Source organism: Lactovum odontotermitis, from assembly GCF_054658595.1.
In genome coordinates this window covers 26,158-46,048 of sequence record NZ_BAAGGQ010000009.1, presented here as the reverse complement: position 1 = coordinate 46,048, position 19,891 = coordinate 26,158, and the positions used below count along the sequence as shown (strand labels likewise).

General features: G+C 46.4%; 22 protein-coding genes. 4 read left to right on the top strand and 18 right to left on the bottom strand.

Translation table 11 applies throughout. The features are described from left to right. Positions 1-263: 263 nt before the first annotated feature. From ACYQ2E_RS06370 to ACYQ2E_RS06320, 11 genes are all read right to left on the bottom strand, one after another. On the bottom strand, positions 264-1,370 hold the full coding sequence (locus tag ACYQ2E_RS06370) for an anti sigma factor C-terminal domain-containing protein (protein WP_460017241.1): 1,107 nt from the start codon (positions 1,368-1,370) through the stop codon (positions 264-266). Continuing rightward, complete coding sequence (locus tag ACYQ2E_RS06365; protein WP_460017240.1) at positions 1,367-1,852, bottom strand: RNA polymerase sigma factor; 486 nt, start codon at positions 1,850-1,852, stop codon at positions 1,367-1,369. Before ACYQ2E_RS06365 ends, ACYQ2E_RS06370 begins: the two co-directional genes overlap by 4 nt. A gap of 116 nt (positions 1,853-1,968) precedes the next feature. Further along, positions 1,969-2,322: an iron chaperone gene (locus ACYQ2E_RS06360; RefSeq protein WP_460017239.1), complete on the bottom strand. Its 354-nt coding sequence runs from the start codon at positions 2,320-2,322 to the stop codon at positions 1,969-1,971. A gap of 197 nt (positions 2,323-2,519) precedes the next feature. Next, positions 2,520-2,999 (bottom strand): NUDIX hydrolase, encoded by a 480-nt coding sequence (locus tag ACYQ2E_RS06355; RefSeq protein WP_460017238.1) that lies wholly within the window; start codon positions 2,997-2,999, stop codon positions 2,520-2,522. A 5-nt stretch (positions 3,000-3,004) separates the two neighbouring features. Beyond that, positions 3,005-4,486: an MFS transporter gene (locus ACYQ2E_RS06350; protein WP_460017237.1), complete on the bottom strand. Its 1,482-nt coding sequence runs from the start codon at positions 4,484-4,486 to the stop codon at positions 3,005-3,007. Between the two features lie 152 nt (positions 4,487-4,638). Continuing rightward, positions 4,639-5,358: a YebC/PmpR family DNA-binding transcriptional regulator gene (locus ACYQ2E_RS06345; protein ID WP_460017236.1), complete on the bottom strand. Its 720-nt coding sequence runs from the start codon at positions 5,356-5,358 to the stop codon at positions 4,639-4,641. A gap of 139 nt (positions 5,359-5,497) precedes the next feature. Then, the gene (locus ACYQ2E_RS06340) at positions 5,498-5,881 is read right to left on the bottom strand and encodes a hypothetical protein (protein ID WP_460017235.1); all 384 of its coding nucleotides are present in this window, start codon (positions 5,879-5,881) and stop codon (positions 5,498-5,500) included. 53 nt (positions 5,882-5,934) lie between these two features. After that, positions 5,935-6,420: a GNAT family N-acetyltransferase gene (locus tag ACYQ2E_RS06335; protein WP_460017234.1), complete on the bottom strand. Its 486-nt coding sequence runs from the start codon at positions 6,418-6,420 to the stop codon at positions 5,935-5,937. Next, positions 6,411-7,517, bottom strand: coding sequence for a nucleotidyltransferase (locus ACYQ2E_RS06330; protein WP_460017233.1), 1,107 nt, complete (start codon positions 7,515-7,517; stop codon positions 6,411-6,413). The genes ACYQ2E_RS06335 and ACYQ2E_RS06330 overlap by 10 nt, the downstream gene beginning before the upstream one ends. Further along, positions 7,517-8,266: a class I SAM-dependent DNA methyltransferase gene (locus tag ACYQ2E_RS06325; protein ID WP_460017232.1), complete on the bottom strand. Its 750-nt coding sequence runs from the start codon at positions 8,264-8,266 to the stop codon at positions 7,517-7,519. The genes ACYQ2E_RS06330 and ACYQ2E_RS06325 overlap by 1 nt, the downstream gene beginning before the upstream one ends. 23 nt (positions 8,267-8,289) lie before the next feature. Beyond that, positions 8,290-10,086: a heavy metal translocating P-type ATPase gene (locus ACYQ2E_RS06320; RefSeq protein ID WP_460017231.1), complete on the bottom strand. Its 1,797-nt coding sequence runs from the start codon at positions 10,084-10,086 to the stop codon at positions 8,290-8,292. Between the two features lie 162 nt (positions 10,087-10,248). On the opposite strand from ACYQ2E_RS06320, the gene rpmF reads away from it, so the two are divergent. After that, complete coding sequence (rpmF, locus tag ACYQ2E_RS06315) at positions 10,249-10,419, top strand: 50S ribosomal protein L32 (protein ID WP_460017230.1); 171 nt, start codon at positions 10,249-10,251, stop codon at positions 10,417-10,419. 14 nt (positions 10,420-10,433) lie between these two features. Next, a complete protein-coding gene (gene rpmG, locus ACYQ2E_RS06310) occupies positions 10,434-10,583 on the top strand; it encodes a 50S ribosomal protein L33 (protein WP_460017229.1) in 150 nt (49 codons plus the stop codon). Positions 10,584-10,624: 41 nt separating this feature from the next. Here the strand turns inward: rpmG and ACYQ2E_RS06305 are convergent, their stop codons facing one another. Next, positions 10,625-11,785 carry a spr1629 family repressor/antitoxin gene (locus ACYQ2E_RS06305; protein ID WP_460017287.1) on the bottom strand — a complete coding sequence of 387 codons (1,161 nt, stop codon included), beginning with the start codon at positions 11,783-11,785 and terminating at the stop codon, positions 10,625-10,627. Positions 11,786-11,798: 13 nt separating this feature from the next. Continuing rightward, complete coding sequence (locus tag ACYQ2E_RS06300) at positions 11,799-12,512, bottom strand: spr1630 family ClpXP-sensitive toxin (protein ID WP_460017228.1); 714 nt, start codon at positions 12,510-12,512, stop codon at positions 11,799-11,801. Positions 12,513-12,668: 156 nt separating this feature from the next. Between ACYQ2E_RS06300 and ACYQ2E_RS06295 the strand changes: the two genes are divergently transcribed. Beyond that, positions 12,669-13,685: an SPFH domain-containing protein gene (locus tag ACYQ2E_RS06295; RefSeq protein ID WP_460017227.1), complete on the top strand. Its 1,017-nt coding sequence runs from the start codon at positions 12,669-12,671 to the stop codon at positions 13,683-13,685. 57 nt (positions 13,686-13,742) lie between these two features. Further along, a complete protein-coding gene (locus ACYQ2E_RS06290; RefSeq protein WP_460017226.1) occupies positions 13,743-14,003 on the top strand; it encodes a type II toxin-antitoxin system antitoxin in 261 nt (86 codons plus the stop codon). A 70-nt stretch (positions 14,004-14,073) separates the two neighbouring features. Here the strand turns inward: ACYQ2E_RS06290 and mmsB are convergent, their stop codons facing one another. The 5 genes from mmsB to ACYQ2E_RS06265 all read right to left on the bottom strand — a co-directional run bounded on the left by mmsB (position 14,074) and on the right by ACYQ2E_RS06265 (position 19,866). Beyond that, positions 14,074-15,306, bottom strand: coding sequence for a multiple monosaccharide ABC transporter permease (mmsB, locus tag ACYQ2E_RS06285; protein ID WP_460017225.1), 1,233 nt, complete (start codon positions 15,304-15,306; stop codon positions 14,074-14,076). Between the two features lie 73 nt (positions 15,307-15,379). Further along, a complete protein-coding gene (locus ACYQ2E_RS06280; protein WP_460017224.1) occupies positions 15,380-16,954 on the bottom strand; it encodes an ATP-binding cassette domain-containing protein in 1,575 nt (524 codons plus the stop codon). 147 nt (positions 16,955-17,101) lie between these two features. Next, positions 17,102-18,205 (bottom strand): substrate-binding domain-containing protein, encoded by a 1,104-nt coding sequence (locus tag ACYQ2E_RS06275; protein WP_460017223.1) that lies wholly within the window; start codon positions 18,203-18,205, stop codon positions 17,102-17,104. A gap of 195 nt (positions 18,206-18,400) precedes the next feature. After that, entirely contained in the window at positions 18,401-19,024 is a 624-nt protein-coding gene (locus ACYQ2E_RS06270; RefSeq protein WP_460017222.1) for a sugar O-acetyltransferase, read from the bottom strand. Continuing rightward, on the bottom strand, positions 19,018-19,866 hold the full coding sequence (locus tag ACYQ2E_RS06265; RefSeq protein ID WP_460017221.1) for an aldo/keto reductase: 849 nt from the start codon (positions 19,864-19,866) through the stop codon (positions 19,018-19,020). Before ACYQ2E_RS06265 ends, ACYQ2E_RS06270 begins: the two co-directional genes overlap by 7 nt. Between the last annotated feature and the right edge of the window lie 25 nt (positions 19,867-19,891).

Genomic DNA, 19,891 nt, shown 5'->3' with positions numbered 1-19,891 from the left:
TCAAGTTTAGTTTATCAACTAACTTGCAGTATCTATGTTTATTATACTGTAAAAAAGTTGAAAATAATAGTCTAACTTCTATAAGCGGTCTGATTCTCATAAAGCAAAAAATACGCATTTAGGAGGATGCGTATTTCTTGTTTAGGAGTAATTTATGAAAAAGTTTTTTTGAAGTGTTAGGAGTCACTTCTTTTAGGAGTATGTTTGTATTATAAAGCAGCTTCCTTAATTTAATCTAAACATTTGCTTAAAGTTTGCTTAAATTATTTTACGGGTGTCTGGTAAGGGAGGATTTCCGTGCTGACGCCGACGTTTGTGGCAAAGGCCCAGCTTTGTTTATCAAGTACAGCCAGATTTTCTGTACGCCCTGTCAAAATGACACCGGAAAATTTCGCTTTTTCGAGTGTAGGATATTTTTTAACCATTTCCTTTGCGTCCTCTCCTGGATAGAAATCGTCAGTACTACTTCTGTCATCCTGGCTCTTAACTTGAGGGACAAAAATCTTATCGTAGGAGTCTGTCGCCAGCTTGCCCGTCGGATTCCCATTTTCATCCGTGTCGCTGGCAAGGCCATAATAAGTACCAACGGACGCTTTAATATTGCTCGGGTCACTCACGCCAAGCCAGTACCAGTTAAGCATCAGGTTCAACGGAATCATTTTCTGAATTTCTGCATAAGTATAGGGTTTGTCAAATGTAAGCGCGACTTCCGACAAGTGGTTGGGGAGTTTGGATAGCGTCTGAGCTTCATGCGTCGGTTTCAAGCCATAGAAGGCTTTGCTCTGATAGTCTGCCTTTGACAGGAAGAAACTAGCGATTTTCTGGTTTGTACCTTGCGTATAATAGCCATTGTTCTGGAAAACTGGCGAAACACTCTGATAGTGGTAGCCATCGTTGCTTGAACCAAGTGTTCCGATGTGCCAGTCAAAGTCCTGCCAATCCACTCGATAACCGTCAATATTTTTGAAGGTATCAGCATGAAGATTCGAGCTGAAGGCACCATAAGCACTAATGACAAGGTTATTATTCCTGACATTAGGTGACTGTATTGTTAAAAAAGTCTGTGCCTGTTTGCTTGACTTAAGGAAGGCTTTTTCCATCCACTGGGCATTAATCGTCAGGGCTGCACCCGCAAGCAGCACCACAACTGCCCCGGCAATCCAGGCGGTCAGTGCCCAGCGCTTGGTTTTCGTGCGTCTGGCCAACTGCTTAAAGTTTGTGTTTAACTGCTGCGTTGCCTCATCACTTTCTGCCAGGGCTGCTTTTTTCTCATGGATACGACCGGCAATTCTGCTGATTAGCCATGCCAGCCCGAAGATGACGGCGCTAACGACCAGGTAGGCGCCAAAGAGCATGAGTAGTCTTATCATTTTATTTCCTCTTTCTCGATTAGTTTTTGTAGTTTTTTCCGCGCCCGGAAGAGGTCGACTTTTGCCTTGCTGAGGCTGATGTTGCGCTCTTGTGCAAGGATTTTTACGGATTTGTTTTCGTAGTAATAGGCGTGAAGCAGCTTTTCTTCCTTGGGTTTGAGGCGTTTCATCAGCTGCGTGAGGCTGAATCGGCTGGTTTCTTCCGCGGGTGTAAATGTCTGCAAGTCCCGTCCCAGCTGCTCCATCAGTGCACGGTAATGCTGCCGCCGGCGGTACTTGTCAATATAAGTTCGGATGGATGTCCGATACATCCAGGCCCTGAGCTTCGCCGGGGCGATGAATATGTCCAGTTCCAGAATTTTGACGAATGTGTCCTGCACCGCATCCTCAGCGTCCTGCGGCTGCGAGCCTCGAGAGATGAGATACTTCGTGATTTCAACGGCATACTGCGTCACGTCAGCTTCGTAGTCTTCTAGTTTCACAAAATCTCCCTTCTCCCGATTTCTCCATTCACCTATATAACGAATAAAAATTGATTTGGTTACAAAATTATAACAAAAAAATCAGCTTTGAGAATCTGATTTTTTTCCTTTTTTTATCAACGGGCAGGACTGCCCTTCACGTTAAAATGGACAATTTCTCTGAGCAAAGCCGCCAGCTCCTCGTCTGGATAATCATACGGAACCTGAATGGCTCCCTTCGAGAATTTTAATCCTCTGGCCTCTAAAGCCCGTTTATTCTCTGCAATGTAGGCCGCCTGCGGATAAATTCCCAGGTGTTTCGCAGTTGGTGCGGCATAGATAAAGACCTTGCCGTTTTCACGCGCCCAGGCCGGCATGCCATAAGAAATCTTCTCCATCGCCTGCGGATAGACTGCTAGAACCTGCTCGCGCACAAAATTCATCAATTCGGAATGCGCGGCCGTTTCGGCGAAATAATCAGTAAAATTCATAAACTGATTTTAACACAAACTTTATTGAAAAGCACAAAAATGACCGAAAAATATAAAACACCGCCTGCACTGTTCAGCACTGGCGGTGTTTGGCATTCATTCGGGCAGCCTGCACTGTTCAGCACTGGCTACCCTTACCTTTAATTTATTGTAACAAGGCTAGCGCCGAAAGTCAAGCAAATCATTTATCCGAAATACTACAAATCTTCCGCAATTGTCAGTAACTCGTCTGCGATATCGACATTCATCGTCAGACGCATTTGGCGCAGCTCAGCGAGTGTTTTCCACTGGGCTTTTTTGGCGAATTTTTTCTCGGCTTCGTCAAAGCCTTGGTCTGAAATTTCGCCGCCTGTAATTTCTACCGTGTAAAAAATCAGGAGGCTTTGCTCGGAGATGTCATAGTCTGGGTCGTGGTAAAAACTGTCGTAAATCGCAAGCAACTGGCCATTTTCAACCGTAAGCCCTGTCTCTTCAAAGAACTCGCGCTTCAGTGTTTCGTGATGTGTCTCGCCGGCTTCTCGGGTGCCGCCGGGGAAGTTGTAGCCGTCATATTGGGGCAGTATCAGGACTTTTTCGTCGTTTTTGGCGATTCCGTAGACGTGGACACTTTGTGATAAATTGTCTACGCTGATTGTGTATTCTTTGCCGTAGACGTCTGTGGCTGTGATTTTTTTCATCGTTTTTACACACTTTCTGATTTTTGTTCATCTTCCTTTATGTGTTTATCAAAGAAGTTGACGAGCATTGCGATAACAAAGAGTACCATCACGACCATAAAAACTTTCTGCAGGGCCGACAAGGTGATATTTTCCAGTGCATGCAGCCGACTCGCTGTCAGCGTTTGATGTACGGCTGTGCTGATGAAATTATTGACATCATCGTAACGAATGTCCGAATAACGGGACAGCTGTCCATTCACGCCCAGTGAAAACGCGAGTCCGTAGATGCCCGTCATGAGTGCCTGTCCCAGAGTTCTCGCCAGCACAATCATCGAAGAGGACACGCCGACATTTTCCTTGGGCACCAAATCCTGCGCCAGCAGCGTATTTGTCGTGATGATAACCCCGGCGCTGGCGCCTGAAATGGCCGAAATCACGTAGAAGAGCGCCTGCGGGAAAGAGGTGCTTGAAAAGATGACTGGTAGATAAATCAGGATGAAAATACCGAGGAAAAACAGCGACAGTCTTCTGGAGCTGAACTTTTTGAGCAGGCTGCCGACGAAAAATGAGGCGACAGTCCACATGACGGAGGCCGGCGTGATGGCAACACCCGCCAAATAAGCCGGTGTCCGGTATATTGACTGCATCCAGATGGGAAAATAGACTTGGTAAGCAATGATGACGCCCGATATTAGAAAAGTCGTCAAAATCTGAGCTGAGAATGAATAGTTTTTGAACAGGCTGAACTGTATAATGGGGTCTTTGGCTCTTTTCTCTGTGTGAGCAAAGAGTGCAAAGCTCAAGATGCAGACCAGAAATTCGATGCCTTCATAGAGCCAGTTAATGGAGTCGCCGCTGAGTCCCTGGAAAATCAGCAGGAGCATGAGCAGCGTCACAGCTAGAGCAAATATTCCTAGCAGGTCGATTTTTGTTCTGACAGCTGTTGCTTGTTTTTTCTCGTCATAGGCATACAGAGTGAGGAAAAGGGTGAGGAGTCCGAGTGGTACGTTGATGAAGAAAATCCAGTGCCAGTTAAGAAAATCTACAATATAGCCGCCCAAAAGCGGGCCGCCTAAAGCCGAGATTGCCCATGCGGTATTATTCAAAGCGAAGACACGCGCCCGCTCTTCAAATTTGAACAAATCGGCAATAATTGTAAAGGTCAGCGGCATCACGGCTCCTGCGCCGACTCCCTGGATAAAGCGGAAGAGAATCAGGAAGCTCATGCTGGGCGCAAAGCCGCACAAGAAGGAACCCAGGATGAAAAGTGCAAGACCGAAAAGAAAAATCGGCTTGCGCCCAATTCTGTCTGAAAGTTTTCCGTAAATCGGCGTTGTGATAGCCGTGGTCAGGAGGTAGGACGCGAAGACCCAGCTTTGGATGGAGAGGCCGTGGAGTTCGCTGATAATCGTCGGCATGGCGGTTGTTACGATTGTTGTCTCGATGGAGGTCATGAAGGTTGCGACGAAGATGGCGACTAGAATAAGTTTTCTTTTAAATAGCATTTATTAATTATAGCACATCCGCGGCACGCGTTTGTTTGGAAGCGCTGCCGGCCACACACTTTCATACACAAAAAATAAGAACCAGACTGATTCTCATTTTTTCTGCTCTTTTTGTTATACACTCGAACAAAAACCTTGCTATAACAAGTTTTTCAGGCATTCGCAACGTTATGATACACTTTCTGCACATCGTCATTGTCTTCCAGCGCCTCAATCAATCCCTCGAAGACCTCAAGGTCCTCCGGATTCAGCTCGACCTCGCTCTGCGGAATCATTTCCAGCTCCGTTTCAGCGAATTCTTCGATACCGTTTGCGCGCAGCGCTTCAATCGCCTTGTGCAGGTCTGTCGGCTCTGTGTAAACGATGATGTTGCCCTCTTCTTCAGAGACATCACGCACATCAACCTCGGCGTCAAGCAGCTGCTCAAGCACTGCGTCAGGGTCGGTGCCCGCAAAAACAATCACGCCTGTATTGTCGAACATGTAGCTGACAGCGCCCTCACCTGCAATATTGCCGCCGTTTTTGTGGAAAATCGTGCGGACGTCGGCAATTGTGCGGTTGACGTTTGACGTCAGCGTTTCACAGATAATCATCGAGCCGCTTGGCCCGAAGCCCTCATAGCGACCGTCTACGAAGGTTTCGTCTGATTTGCCTTCGGCTTTTTTGATGGCGTTGTCAATGACGTGTCTTGGTACCTGCGCCTGCTTGGCTTTTTCAATCGTGAATTTGAGCAGGCTGTTGGCCTCAGGCTCAGCTGAGCCGCCGCGTTTCGCAGCTACATAAATTTCTACGCCGAATTTCGCGTAAACCTTAGAGTTTGCGCCGTCTTTGGCTGTTTTCTTTGCGACAATATTTGCCCATTTACGTCCCATTGGATAATACCAGCTCTGCTTTGTCCGAAAACAAGGCAGAACCCACTGCAGTTTCCTGCAATGTTCCTTTCTTTGAATTGAATACTATAGTTGTACTGCGGATTTTCCGCATATTTTCTTGAATATTATAACATAAAAGCTACAAGATAAGCGGATTGTCATCCGACCCGTCATCATCAAACTTCATCCGGAAAAGCTGCCAGGCAGCGAAAATCCAGGCAATCAGCGGCACGGCAAGGTTGAACCAGGCAAAAATACCCGAGATAATCAGTAAAACACCGGTGCTTATTGACTTCCCGTGTTTCGGCAGATTGATAAAAAATATCACGCCAAGAATAAACGCAGCAATGCTAATCAGGCCCAAAATAACCGTCAGCGGAATTGAAAAAGCATTCGCCGCATGCAGACCGCTCGTCTTATAAATGATATTGGCGCCGAGAAGGTTGATAAGCTCAATGACGACGCCTGCAACCGACAGGATGGCCGCCCATTTCACAAGTTTTCTAATTGTTGAGATTTTCATAAATAAAGTCTACTCCTTTAATTGCATTCGCGCAAGCGCTCGGCTTTCAAAACCTAAAGGTCAAGTTCCATCAAATAAACCGGATTCGCGCGGCTGTCGAGCGATTTCGTCTGTTTGAGGACTTTATAGCCTTGGCTTCGCCAAAACTTCAGAGCCCTCGGGTTGTTCTCCAGAACACCCAGGCGGAGCTTTTCATAGTTTTCCTGCCGGGCCTTCCGGATGATTGACTGATGAACTTGATTGCCTGTATTCTGCCCCCGAGCAGCCGGAACCAGCAGTAAAAGCCCCAGAAACAGGGTTCCCTTCACAGGATAATTTTCAGCCAAATCGACCAGACCAACCAGCTGGCCAGCTTTATAGACACCTAAGGTCCGTTTGTCCGCATAGGTTTTCCCCGGCGGCAGCGCATCAAAAAATTCCTTAGCGCTTGCTAACGCATCAAAATCCGCGCCGTCCTCTAAGCGCGCATAATCTTCAGCCGCTTGCCAGACATCTGCAACCTCGCGCAGCTGCGAGCGGTTAAGTGCTTTCAGTTCCATATTATCGGCTTTCTACTGTATGCCTGCTCAGGAATCCCCGGATTTCCAAGCCGATAAACCTCGTCGGCACGCTGAGTCAGCGCATCCCAGGGAAATTGACCGATTCGCGTCACGACAGGAGTTTCGTTTTCGCGGGCTTGCGCCAAAATGCTCTGTCCTTTGGAGCTGAAGCCGAGTACGTGTATCGGCTCAGGCAAGCTGAATTCCCGCGGAATATCCAGCAGAATGTAAGCCAGCAGACGCCTGATATGCCCCTTAGTATAGCGTTTTGTGTACACTTGCTCAATCAGCTCAGATAAATTAGACGAAGTCTTGATATATGTCTTGATTCGGTTGGACAATTCCTCATTTACCTGGTAAATGTCCATTAAATCTTGTGAAACAGTGATTTTGTAGCGCAGCAGCTCCCAGAAATCATTCCACGAAGTCTTTGGCGCCTTTTCCAGCAGCGGCCATGTATTCTTCGGAACAAACTTTTCCGCCTGGGAGAAGTTCTCTCGGATTGCCGTCGCACTGGCGATTTCACCCCCCAAGCCCAACTCCGTAGAATTATAACTCGTCTGCCTCCGAACCGTTCGCAGCTGGATGCCCGTCCCCGCTGCCGCTTTTGCGTAAGCCAGTCCGAGAATATGATTCGGCGTATTGCCGTCAAACTGGACATTTGCAAAATGTGCCCAGGCCTTCTCCGCCTTAAGCGGATAAGACATGAGTTCCGGCAGTTCATCCATGAAAGCCGCCATTTCATCTGCTTTTTCGGCATAAATCCCGGAAATCTTCTGATAATCAAGTTCTGACTCACTACCGAAAAGAATTTCGTCCACACCCAAGCGCTGCAGAATGTTCACTGCGCCTTGCCCGAAAAAATCTGCGCCCTGCAGGGCGCTCATCAACGGCAATTCCACGACGAGGTCGGCTCCGCTTGCTAAAGCAGCTTCAGTCCGCACCCATTTGTCCACGAAAGCCGGCTCGCCGCGCTGCATCCAGTTTCCGGACATCACGATTACTTTTGTCCTGTCGCTGCCGGCCGCTTCCAGCAAGAGTTTATGTCCATTATGGAAAGGATTGAATTCTGCGATGATTCCTGTCACTCCGCTCATCAATTCTGCCTGTCCTTCTTTTTGCAGACGAAGAACCAGCGGGCACTGTCGGCCGCAGGCCTTTTATCCTCAAAATCCGCAAAAACCTGCAGCTCCGAAAATTTGGACAATGCAGACTTAAATGTATCGATTTCGTAGGTTCGCTCGACATGCAGCTCGTCTTTTCGTACAAACTTTCCGTCAGTGTCCTTATCCCTGATGAAAAAGCTCAGCTGATGCTCGACGGAATGCGGCTGCTCGCCCTTGTAGGAATCCCAGAGAAAAGCGAAATCCTCCTCGTTTTCGTGATAGGCGTAGCCGGGGAAGACCTCGTCCACTTGATAGGTCGAGTGTACGTCAAAGATGAAGGTGCCGCCGTCGCCCAGCAACTCGTAAACACCGTCAAAGGTCTGCTTCAGCTCGTCCAAATCGGCTAAATAACAGAGCGAATCCGAATAGCAGGTCACGGCATCAAACTTCCCAAAAGGCGGCAGATAGCGCATGTCACCCTGCATCCAGGCGATTTCCACGCCGGCTTTTTGCGCCTTCGCCGTCGCAAGTTTCAGCATGTCCTCTGAAATGTCCAGCGCCGTGACATCATAGCCTCGCTTGGCCAAACGCACAGATAAAGCGCCAGAGCCGCAGGCCAGCTCAAAAATCGAATGAGCCGTCTTCGGCAAATGCCGCTCTGTAAAGGCCAGCCAGTCATCATAGAGCGACTGGTCCATCACTTGGTCATAAACTTTTGAAAAATCCTCGTAAAATACCATGTTGAATTTATTTTAACATTTTATCATGACTTTTTCTTAAAACCGCGCAAGGCACGCAGGGCGTAGAAAATCGAAACCGTGTCGACCACTTCCTGGAAAAGCGCGCCGATGGTCGCTGGAATCAGTCCAGTTGCCGCAATCAGCATCAGAATCACACAGATAAAGATACCGATGAGTACCGCCTGTTTCGCAATCGCCATCGTGTCGCGGCTGATTCTAATCGCCGTCGGAATCGACTCCAGGTCGTTTTTCAGCAGAATCATGTCGGCGGTCTCGCTGGCGACCGTGTTCTCGCCCAGCCCCATGGCAATGCCGACATCGGCCAGAGCCAGAGCAGGCGCGTCATTGACACCGTCGCCGACCATGATGCTCGGTTTTTCCGCAGCCGACTTGACCAGCGCCAGTTTCTGCTCCGGCAGGAGCGACGCGTGAACGTCCGTGATACCGACTTCTCCAGCAATGTTATCCGCGATGGTCTTGTTGTCGCCCGTCAGCATGGTGATGCTTCTGAGCTTGAGCTTCTTCAGCTCAGCCATGACAGACTTGGCATTCGAGCGCAGCTGGTCAGAAAAGTTGACCTGGCCGATGAACTGGTCGTTTTTCGAGACATAAAAGGCCGTTGTGACCGCATTTTCTGTCGCATTCGCGAATTTTGCACGGCCGATTTTAATCGTCGCGCCGTCAATTTCCGCAGACACGCCAAGGCCCGGCGCCTCCGTCAGATTCGAGAGCGGACGCGGCTTGACGCCCTTTTCCTCGGCATAAGTCACAAAAGACTTGGCCAAAATATGCCCCGAGGAATTCTCCACAGAATAAACCAGCTCCTCCAGCTCCGTTTCGCTGGTGCCTGCCTCCGGCAGAATGTCAGAAACTGCCAGCTTACCGCTAGTAATCGTGCCCGTCTTGTCAAAGAAAATCGACCTGGCTGTCGCAAGCTTTTCAATAATCGTGCCGTTTTTGATTAAGACGCCGTTTTTGGACGAACGTGACATGCCTGAAACAAAAGCAATCGGTGCAGCCAGAATCAGCGGGCAGGGACTCGCCACCACCAGCACCTGCGCAATGCGGACAGGATTCTTCGTTATAGCAAAAGCCACCCCGGCGATAACATATGCAGCAATCGTGAATGGAATCGCATAGCGGTCCGCCAGACGAACAAAATGCGCCGGCTGAGACTCCGCTTCCTTGACCAGACTCACGATTTTCTGCAGCTGTGAATTGGCCGCTTCTTCAGTCGTCCGGACTTCAATGGCCGTGTCAGTATTGATGGAACCTGACAGAATCGTGTCACCTTTGGACAGTTCGTATGGTTTTGTCTCGCCGGTTACTGAGGCCTCATCGAGCGTGGCATGCTCTGAGAGCAATATGCCATCGATGGGGATGACTTCCTGGGGCTTAATCAGCAGGGTTGAGCCGATTCTGACACTGTCGAGCTCGCTGTCTGTGACTTTTCCGTTCAGCGATTTTACATGGGCGATATTCGGCGATTTCTGTAATAAATTCGTTAATTCGCGATGGGCCACACCTGCTGCGTAATCTTCTAAGGATTCGCCGCCGACCAGCATCACGATGATAATCAGAGACGCCCAGTACTCACCTACCAGGAGGGTCGCAATAATAGCGGTAATCGCCAGCAGGTCTACTCCATAGGAGCCCGAGCGAAGCGTTTTGACCATGCCGACAAACATCGAAAGTGCAAGAATCGAACCAGCAATCGTCACCACGACCCGCGCGGCCAAAGGCTGCCCGAAAACGAACTGCGCCAGGAGCGCGACCGCAGCCACAACGAATGTAATCACCAATTTCTGCCAATTCTTCATACTGATAATTGTATCAAGTTTTCAGGCTCCGCACACTAAATAAGCCTGTCAAGAATATTGGACAAATCATGCCACTTGCAAATCTCGGAAGTTTTTGCTATTATATTTAGGCATATATTTTGTGTAAATATTTGAAATTAAAATCTAAAAAGGAGTCTATAAATGGCTGTACCAGCACGTCACACCTCTTCGGCGAAGAAAAACCGCCGTCGTACACATTACAAACTGACTGCACCAACTGTTTCTTTTGACGAAACAACTGGTGATTATCATCATTCACACCGCGTTTCTTTGAAGGGTTACTACAAAGGCCGCAAAGTCACTAAGGCTTAAGAAAGGGGGCTCACATGCGCGTTAATATTATGCTTGAGCACAAAGAGTCTGGCGAGCGTCTTTACCTCACTCAGAAGAACAAACGTAACACGCCTGATAAACTTGAGTTGAAGAAGTATTCTCCAAAACTTAAGAAGCATGTTATTTTTAAGGAAGTTAAGTAAAAAGCGCCAACAGTGCGCTTTTTTCATTTGTTTTGTGATTATTACCCCATTCTCCGAAAATCATCTAACCGTATAACCCCAGAAAAATCATCTGAAGAAGCTTTGTATTTGTCAAAAAACTCTAAATCAATCTCCAGCAGCAAGCTCAGAAACTCAAGTCGAATCCTCTGCTCTTGCAAAAGTTCCTGTAAACTAATCAAATTACTTGTAAACAGCGTGTCCAGTATGCTTTTTATTTTTGCAGGTCTTTTGATTGGAATTTGTCTGTCCAAGGGTTCTACTGTTTTATAGCTTTTATACTTGCTATTTAAGAGCCGATAAAAATAACTGTTTTCTGACTGGCTCAAGTAGCCCATTTTGTAGGCGCGCATTTCTAAAGCCTGAATCGACACGTTGTACTTCTCTTTCAGCAGCAAGTAGCTTTCCGGATTACTGAATTTATTCCGAACGAGACTTGTAAAATCTTTCTTGAAGTCTTCTTCGGGTAGCAGGAAATCGGCCGCGAATTGATTGGCTTCGTATTCTTTTTGCTGATAATCATATTTATTAAGTTCATCAAAGTCAACATTTTTGTGCAGCAATAGATGGCCTAACTCGTGCGCAAGGTCAAAATTACGGCGTACTGCCGACTTTCCTCGTCCGAGAACGATATACGGTGTGTCGTCTTTTGTCCAAAGACTATAGGCGTCTGCCTCTCCATTTATCAAGCGTTCTAAGATATTAATTCCCGAAAGCTCTAGTTTGTACAATAAATCGCTGTTATTGCCGGAGATTGAGAGTTTCGCCCTTGCCATATGGGCAATCTCAGCAATTCCTCTCTCTTTTTCGGCAATGTCATTTTCCAGTTCATAAAATATCCAATTCGGCGCGATTAAAAAGCTTTCAATGTATTGCACAAAAGAATGAACTTTGTTCAGATATGCTTCTTGGATTTTTATTGACTTTTTTGAGGTGATATCTGCATTTCGGAAGGCAATTCTCGCGGTATCAATGGATTGCAGCGAAGTTTCCTCTTGAAAATAAGACAAATCTACCTTGAAAATATTCGCGAGACTAAATAGAGTCGGATTTATTTTCGGCTCATTCTTGTTTGTCTCGAACTGCCAAATGGCCTGTTCTGTTAAATCCAGCTTTTCGGCAAGTTCTGCTCGGCTGAGTCCATACAAAAGTCGCAGCTCAGTCAGTTTTTCTCCGTTGAACATCATTTTTTCCAGTCTAAGCAAACCTTAGTTTGCTTTCTTTTTCCGGAATCTCATAAGGGAATACTGGAAGCTCGACATCAGTCGATTCTACCAGCTCCTGAATCTCCTCATCTTGTATCGGCGCAACGATAGAGCTATGAATGTACTCCGAAAGGTCCTGTACTTCTTGTATTATTCTTTCGATGCTGTCAAGGACTGTAACAGCAAAATGGTTAATCTGTTTATTGACATCTGTTTCATAAACAATTACAAAGAACTCGCTGAATTCTGCCTTAGCCTTTAAAAGATTAGGCGCATTTTGCAATGAGAACAAATCCAACTGAATATTCCCCTTCTGCGTCGTTTTACCTGACTTCCATTTTGCAACAAAATCATCGCTAATCTTTGACAACTCCACCAAATACTCACTCGACTTAGTCGGCGAAAATGTCTGATTAAGACGATAACCGTTTTTGATGAGGAGCAGCACTTTCCCTAACTCAGGAAGCGGGCTGGTGAATTTCAAATATCCCCATGACTCGCCTGCTCTATCTTTCGTATATTCTTCAATAAAATCAAGATTAGCCTTTGCGAAAGCATCATCAATATGATTAGAGCGCGTCCATGCATAACCGTCCGACACAGCCATTTCCCTCTTCTTTGTCAATCTTTCCTGTAAATAGCTGTTATAGCCTTTCAAGATTGTGTCAACGATTGCCTGACTTTGTTCTGCTGTGAAAATCGCCATCCTTGTCCCCCAGTGTTTTCTATTTATTATAACAAAAAAAATAAAGTAAACACTACAAAAATAAAGTATTTTTTAAAGCCAAAATTTTAATCCACTATTTTTGACAAAACAATATTTATTTGATATTATTTTAATATCAAATAAAAGGAGTTTACCATGAACAAAAAAGATATCATCGAAAAAGAGTTACAACCTATAAATGGTTTTGTTGTCCTGTTTCTGAGCATCATTTTGTTTCTGACCCTGCCACTGGGAATTGTTCTGCTGGTTCAGGCTCAGAACGCTCTGAACATCACACTCTTTACAGCCTCTATCATCATCTCCTGTGTCTTTGCTCCGATTTTGTGGGCGGGCTTGAAGTCAGTCCGGCCAAATGAAGCACGCGTTCTGACATTATTCGGCAGCTATTACGGGACGATCAGCCATTCAGGCTTCTTCTTCGTCAACCCCTTCTGCCAGTCGTTCGTCCCCGGACTCGCTGAGCACCTGGCCGATGAGGTCCAGGAGGCATTTGCGAACGCTAAAGGGGGAGCTGTTTCGGTTACACACAAGGCAATGTCTCGTGTTGTCTCCCTGAAAACCCAGACTTTCAGCAATAGTAAACAGAAAGTCAATGATTTGCTGGGAAATCCGATCATCATTGGTGCAATCGTGCTCTGGCGTGTGGACAATCCGACGCAGGCTGTATTTTCCGTCGAAAATTACAAGGAGTACCTGGCAACTCAGACAGATTCAATCATTCGAAATGTCTCACGGCTTTATCCCTACGATATTTTTGATGAAGATGAAAATGACGCCAGCAATGAGAAGCAGGAAAAGACGCTGCGCGGCAGTGCGCTTGAGATCGCTGACTTGATGAAGGGAGAGCTGCAGAAACGTGTGGGCGATGCTGGTCTGGTGATTGAAGATGTCCGTATCACGCACCTGGCTTATGCGGAAGAGATCGCAGCGGCAATGCTTCAGAGACAGCAGGCGGCTGCCATTATTGCGGCACGTCAGAAGATTGTTGACGGCGCGGTCGGCATGGTTAAGATGGCCGTTGATAAGCTGGGAGAAGATGAAGTTGTTGTACTGGACGAGGAGCGTAAAGCTGCAATGGTCTCCAACCTGCTGGTTGTCCTGTGCGGTAACCGCGATGCCCAGCCGATTGTCAACAGCGGCTCGATTTATTAGTTTTAAACAGGTTTTCGGTTCGAAAGGTGAAATAAAAATGGAGGGAGGACAAGGCCTATGGATCTTACTGAAAAAGAACAACTGCTGCAAGAACGCCTGTCAAAGATTGAACAGCTTGAAAATGAAATCAGGCAGCGCGAAAAATCCGTAAAAAAGAAAGAGCAGGAAAAAAAGCAGGTGCTGCTGCGCTTGTCCCCTTCTCTCTGGGAAAAAGTTGCAGCCTGGTCGGAGGAGGATTTCCGATCGATTAACAGCCAGATTGAATTCATTTTAAGCGAGGCTGTGAAGCAGCATTACAACAAGAAAAACAAAAGCTGAACAGGGAATTATCTCCTCCTATTCAGCTTTTTCGTTTTATTTTTTTTGATTCAGAATATCCCAGTAAAAATCACCCTTTTCTTTTCTTCGAGATTAAATCATAGGCAACTGCCACGATGACGACGAGGCCTTTGATGACTGAGACGACGTCTGAGCTGACGCCCATGATTGATAGGCCCATGTTCAGGACTCCCATGATGAGGGCACCTACTAGGGCTCCGGGGATTTTACCTACACCGCCGGCGACTGCGGCACCGCCGATAAAGCAGGCGGCAATTGCATCGAGTTCGTAGCCTGTTCCTGCTTGGGCTGAGGCTGAGGCAAAGCGCGAGAGGTCGACAATGCCGGCTATGGCAGCTAATAGACCCATGTTGAGGAAGATTTTCATGTCAACGGCTTTGGAGTTGATGCCGGAAAGGATTGCGGCCTTGCGGTTGCCGCCTACGGCATAGATTTCACGTCCGAGTACCATGCGGTTCAGAACAAACATGTATGCTGCGACAACGACTGCTATGACGACGAGTATAATCGGTAGTCCGCCGGATGTTGAATTTCCTGACGAGGCGAATAGGTAGGTCGCATAGCTGATGACAAGCACACCGATAATTAATTTGATGATGAGCCAGGCGAATGAGTCGGCTTGTAGTCCTTCTTTGAGATTGTGTTTGCGTTTACGTATCTGCAGGAGCACAAACACTACAATTGCGATGAGTCCAATTACAATTGACAGTCCGTCAAATGGCCCCCAGAAGCCGAATATATTTGGGAGAAAGTTTGAGGAAATGGCGACAAACGGGCTGTTTGGGTCCACGGGAATGGACTGACCTGCGACGTGGGTTGCGATTCCGCGGAAGATAAGCATGCCGCCCAGTGTTGTTACAAAGGCTGGAACTCCGACATAGGCGACCCAGAAGCCTTGCCAGAGGCCGATGATGAGTCCGACGGCCAGCATTAAAATAATAGCTAAGAGCCAGTTCAAGTGCCAGCTCTGCATGGCATAGGCACCGATTCCGCCAATCAAGGCGACGCCTGAGCCTACTGACAAGTCAATATGTGTGCCGATGATAACCATTAGCATGCCGACGGCTAGAATCATGACGTAGGCATTCTGCTGGAAGAGTGCAACAAAGTTGTTCGGCTTTAATAAAGTTCCTCCTGTGAGAAACTGGAAGAGAAGGATAATAACGACTAAGGCAAGATAAATACCGTATTGGCGGGCATTCGCAACGAGATAATCTTTTATTGACTGCGAATCATTTGTTTTTGCCGCGTCTGCTGCTTTTGTCTGATTTTGCTCTGACATTTTACTGTATACCTCCGATTTTCTGATTTATTGATGGATGCTTGAATGTTTCTGCGTTCAAGCTTATTTTTGATTATGCAAAGACTTCTGCTTCGCTGATTGGAGTGGTTGTGGTCATGTATTTCATCAATTCTTCCTGATTTGTCTCTTTAGCATTTAAACAAGCAGTGATGACGCCCATGTTCATGGTGTAAATGCGGTCACAGATTCCGAGTAATTCCGGGAGTTCTGATGAAATAACCACTACTGCGGCTCCAACGTCTGCTAGTTTATCAATGATTTCATAAATGTCATATTTTGCCCCTACGTCAATGCCTCGGGTGGGCTCATCCAGAATAAGCACGCGCGGGCTTGTTGCTACCCACTTGGAGAGAACGACTTTCTGCTGGTTACCGCCGGATAGATTTCCGGCCGGCATTTCAATGTTCGGCGCCTTTGTGCGAAAATCTTTCCTGAATTTTTCGGCGACTTTTATTTCCACATCCTGGTCAATGACGCCGTGTTTTGAGAGTGTGCCGAGGTTGGCAAGCGATGTGTTCTCGCGGATACTTGAAATGAGGTTCAGGCCATAGGTTTTCCGGTCTTCTGTTGCATAGGCTAAGCCTGCATCTACTGCTGAGCGGACATTTGGAAATTTTACTTCTTTGCCGTCAAGGAAAAGTTTGCCTGAAGCATTGGCTCCATATTGATGTCCAAAAATCGACATGGCTGTTTCTGTCCGGCCGGAGCCGACTAGGCCTGCAAATCCGATGATTTCACCTGCTTTGACGTTAAAGCTCACATTTTTTGCAACTAAACGTTTTGAATCAAGCGGGTGATACATTTTCCAGTTTTCTACCCGGAATAATTCTTCGCCTAATTTGGGTGTGTGTTCCGGATAGCGTGAATCCAGCGGGCGGCCTACCATGTCGCGAATCAGACGCGATTCATCAAGCGGGTGCTCACTATCAATTTCAATGTGAGAAATCGTTGTTCCGTCGCGAATGACCTGGACAGAATCTGCTGAAGCTGCAATTTCATTCAGTTTGTGTGAAATTATAATTGCTGTGATGCCTTTGGTTTTTCTAAGATTATCAATGATTCCCAATAGGTGAAAAGAATCTTCGTCATTTAAGGCTGCTGTCGGCTCATCGAGAATTATCAGCTTTAAATCTTTGGTCAGTGCTTTTGCGATTTCTACCAGCTGCTGTTTTCCAACGCCGATGCTTGAAATCAAAGTGTCCGGGTCTTCGTCTAGGCCGACTTGTTTCAGGACTTCCTGAGCTTTTCTTCTCTGGGCCTCGTCATCAATGGCCATTTTCTTCATGATAGGATTGCCTAAAAAGATGTTGTCTGCAATGCTCATGTAAGGAACAAGTGCAAGTTCCTGATGAATGATTACGATTCCTTTCTCTTCAGAATCACGAATTGTCTTAAACTGACAAACTTCACCGTTATAAATAATGTCGCCCTCGTAGGTCCCGTAAGGATAAACACCTGAGAGAACATTCATCATGGTTGATTTTCCGGCGCCGTTTTCTCCGCAAATCGAGAATATTTCACCGCGTTTTACAGACATTGTGACGTCTTTTAAAGCTGTTACTGGGCCAAATTTTTTGACAATATGCCGCATTTCTAGAATCACGTCTGAATTGTTATTTTCTGCCATGTCTACCTCCTTTATTCTATGTGTCGTTATGTATCGGTGATAACGCTTGCATTTTCTTTTTTATTATAAAGAAGAGATGTACAAGAAATCTAAAAGGTCGTACATCTCTCATTTTTTGATAAATTCTAAAACCTGCGCATGCTATCTTTATTCTAAACCTGCATCTTTAGCTGAGATATAGCCTGTGTCAACCAATTCTGATTTGACATTATCTTTTGTCACGGCTTCTGGGGTCAGCTGGATAGTCGGTACACTTTTCTTACCGTTGTCCGATTTTGAGTCTGTCTTTGGAGTTTTACCATTGGTAACGGCTTGAATCATTGTGGTAACGGTGTCCGCGAGTTTTACATCTGATTTATAAACTGACATGTATTGCTGGCCTTGTACAATCAGGGGAACATTTTGTGCTTCGCAGTCCTGGCCTGTGATGACAACGCCTGACGGGTCTACTCCTGCAGCTTTAAGTGCCGAGATAACTCCAAAAGCTTGTGCATCGTTAGGAGAAAGCACTGCATCCAGTTTCTTGCCGCCTGTGTAGAAGGAGTTCAAACGTGTCTGCATTTCGGTTTGAGCTGCCTGCTGTGTCCATTCAATCGCGACCTGCTGGAAGTTATCGCCTAATCCTTTACCTGAAGGGGAAACCAGTACGCCGGATTTGAAATAAGGGTCGAGCACGCTCATAGCGCCTTCAAAGAATTGAGGGGCGTTATTATCTGTTGGTGAGCCGCCTAAAAGCTCAATATTGAACGGTCCTTTTGCACCATTTTCAAGTCCGAGTTTTTTCACAATGCTTTCTGCCTGGAGTTTTCCTACGCCTTGAAGGTTATAGGTGGCGTAATAGTCAACATCTTTGGTGTTCATGATTAAGCGGTCATACGCAATCACGGTTGCGCCGTTTTTCTTGGCAGCTGCAACTGATGGGCCGAGGGTTGTCCCGTCTTGAGCCGCAATCACAATGACTTTATCTCCCTTATTCGCCATGTTCTGAACTTGCTGCGACTGAGTGGAGGTGGAAGAATTCGCGTATTGCACATCAATCTTATAACCTTTGGCTGTTAAATCTTTTTCCAAATCAGCTGCCGCTGACGGCCAGCGCTGAAGTGCCTTATCCGGCATCGAAATACCGACAGTGATGTCTTTCGGCTCGGTCGCTGAATTTGAGCCCGAACGACTTGAACTACTACAAGCAGCAAGGGAAGCCCCTCCCACAAGCACAACCGTTGCAAGCAACAGTTTTTTCCACATTTTCATTTAAAACGTCTCCTTTTTTATTATGTAATCGCTTACGCACATTCATAATAACAATTTTTGAAAGGAATTACGTGTGTTTTTAGGTCTAATTTAGTAGGAAAAGTTGTTGTTTTGTGAATTTGTGCAAAGGTCAGCTCTTACAAATTCAGATTTCGTAATTTTGGCTCAATTCTCAAAAGTCACAAAAAGCAGCTTTTAGAGCTGCTCCTTAATAATCTTCGCAGGATTCCCGGCAACGACACAATTACTTGCTACATCTTTCGTTACAACTGCTCCTGCACCCACAATGACATTGTCGCCGATTGTTACGCCAGGCAGAATTATGACGGAGCCGCCGAACCAGCAGTCGTTTCCGATGGTAATCGGCGCATCATATTGCCAGCCCTCACGCCGCAGCATTTTGTCAGATGTATGATGATTCGGTGTGAAAAGCTGACAGTTCGGGCCAATAAAACAATGTGAACCGATTGTAACTTTCCCGGCGCTTACAATCTGCAGGCCGAAATTAATGAAACAGCCTCTGCCGATGGATAATTTTTCCGGATATTCGATTGAGGTAATTGGAAAGTAAATTTCCGAGTCTTCGGATAATCCGGGCAGAAATTCTTTTAATTTTTGTGCTGCTGAATCATCGTCATGTGCGGCCAGCGCATTGAGTGCCTGAAGCTGCTGCCGGCTCTTTTTGACAATTGCTTGTAACAGAGGCTCTTTGCCATAGCAGTACCAGTCACCTTTTTCAAACTTTTCAAAAATATCAAGTTTTGCTAAGCGTGCCTTTTCTGTCTCGTCTAAAACTTTGGGAATGAATTTTTTTACCATAAATCCGCCTTATAATTTTCATCTGGAGCGCCCATCACCCGCTCGCCTTTTTGTAAACTGTCTATTATTTTCTCGTCCTGAGGACTAAGCTGCCAGTCAAATATGCTGATGTTCTCGCGCTGCCTCACGGTATTTGTCGACTTCGGAATCGCTGCGACTCCGCGCTGGTAATGCCAGCGCAAAATGACCTGAGCTGGAGTTTTTCCGTACTTTTTGGACGACTCGCTTATTTTAACATCATTCAATTCAGCCCCGCCGTGTCCCAATGGGCTCCAGGCTTGATGCTGAATGTTCAGCTCTTCAAGATAGGCGTGCGTCACATGATTGGAAAAATAAGGATGTGTCTCAATTTGGTCCACTGCCGGTACGATTTTTGCCTTTGTTAACAGTCTGTCCAAATGATTCGCTTCGAAATTGGACACGCCGACTGCCCGAACGAGTCCATCGTCATATAATTTTTCCATTGCCCGCCAGGTTTCGAAAAATGGTTTTTCTTTCGGCCAATGTATAAGGTACAAGTCCAAATAATCTGTCTGCAGTTCTTTTATTGTTTTTTGGAAAGCTGCCAGTGTTTCTTCGTATCCTTGCTCATATTGAGCCACTTTTCCTGTCAGGAAATAACTTTCCCGCTTGCGGCCTGAGTTTATCAGCCATTGTCCCAAAGCAGTCTGATTTCCGTAGTCTGCTGCCGTGTCAAAAAGCCGATAGCCCGCATCCCAGGCGCTCTCATAGACGGCTCTGAAATTTGGAACGTCTGACTCAAGGACTGAGCCAAATCCTAGCATCGGCATCTCAACGCCGTTATTCAGCTTTACTTTGTTTTTTCCATATTCTTTTTTCATAAATATTTTTCTATTAGATAGAAAA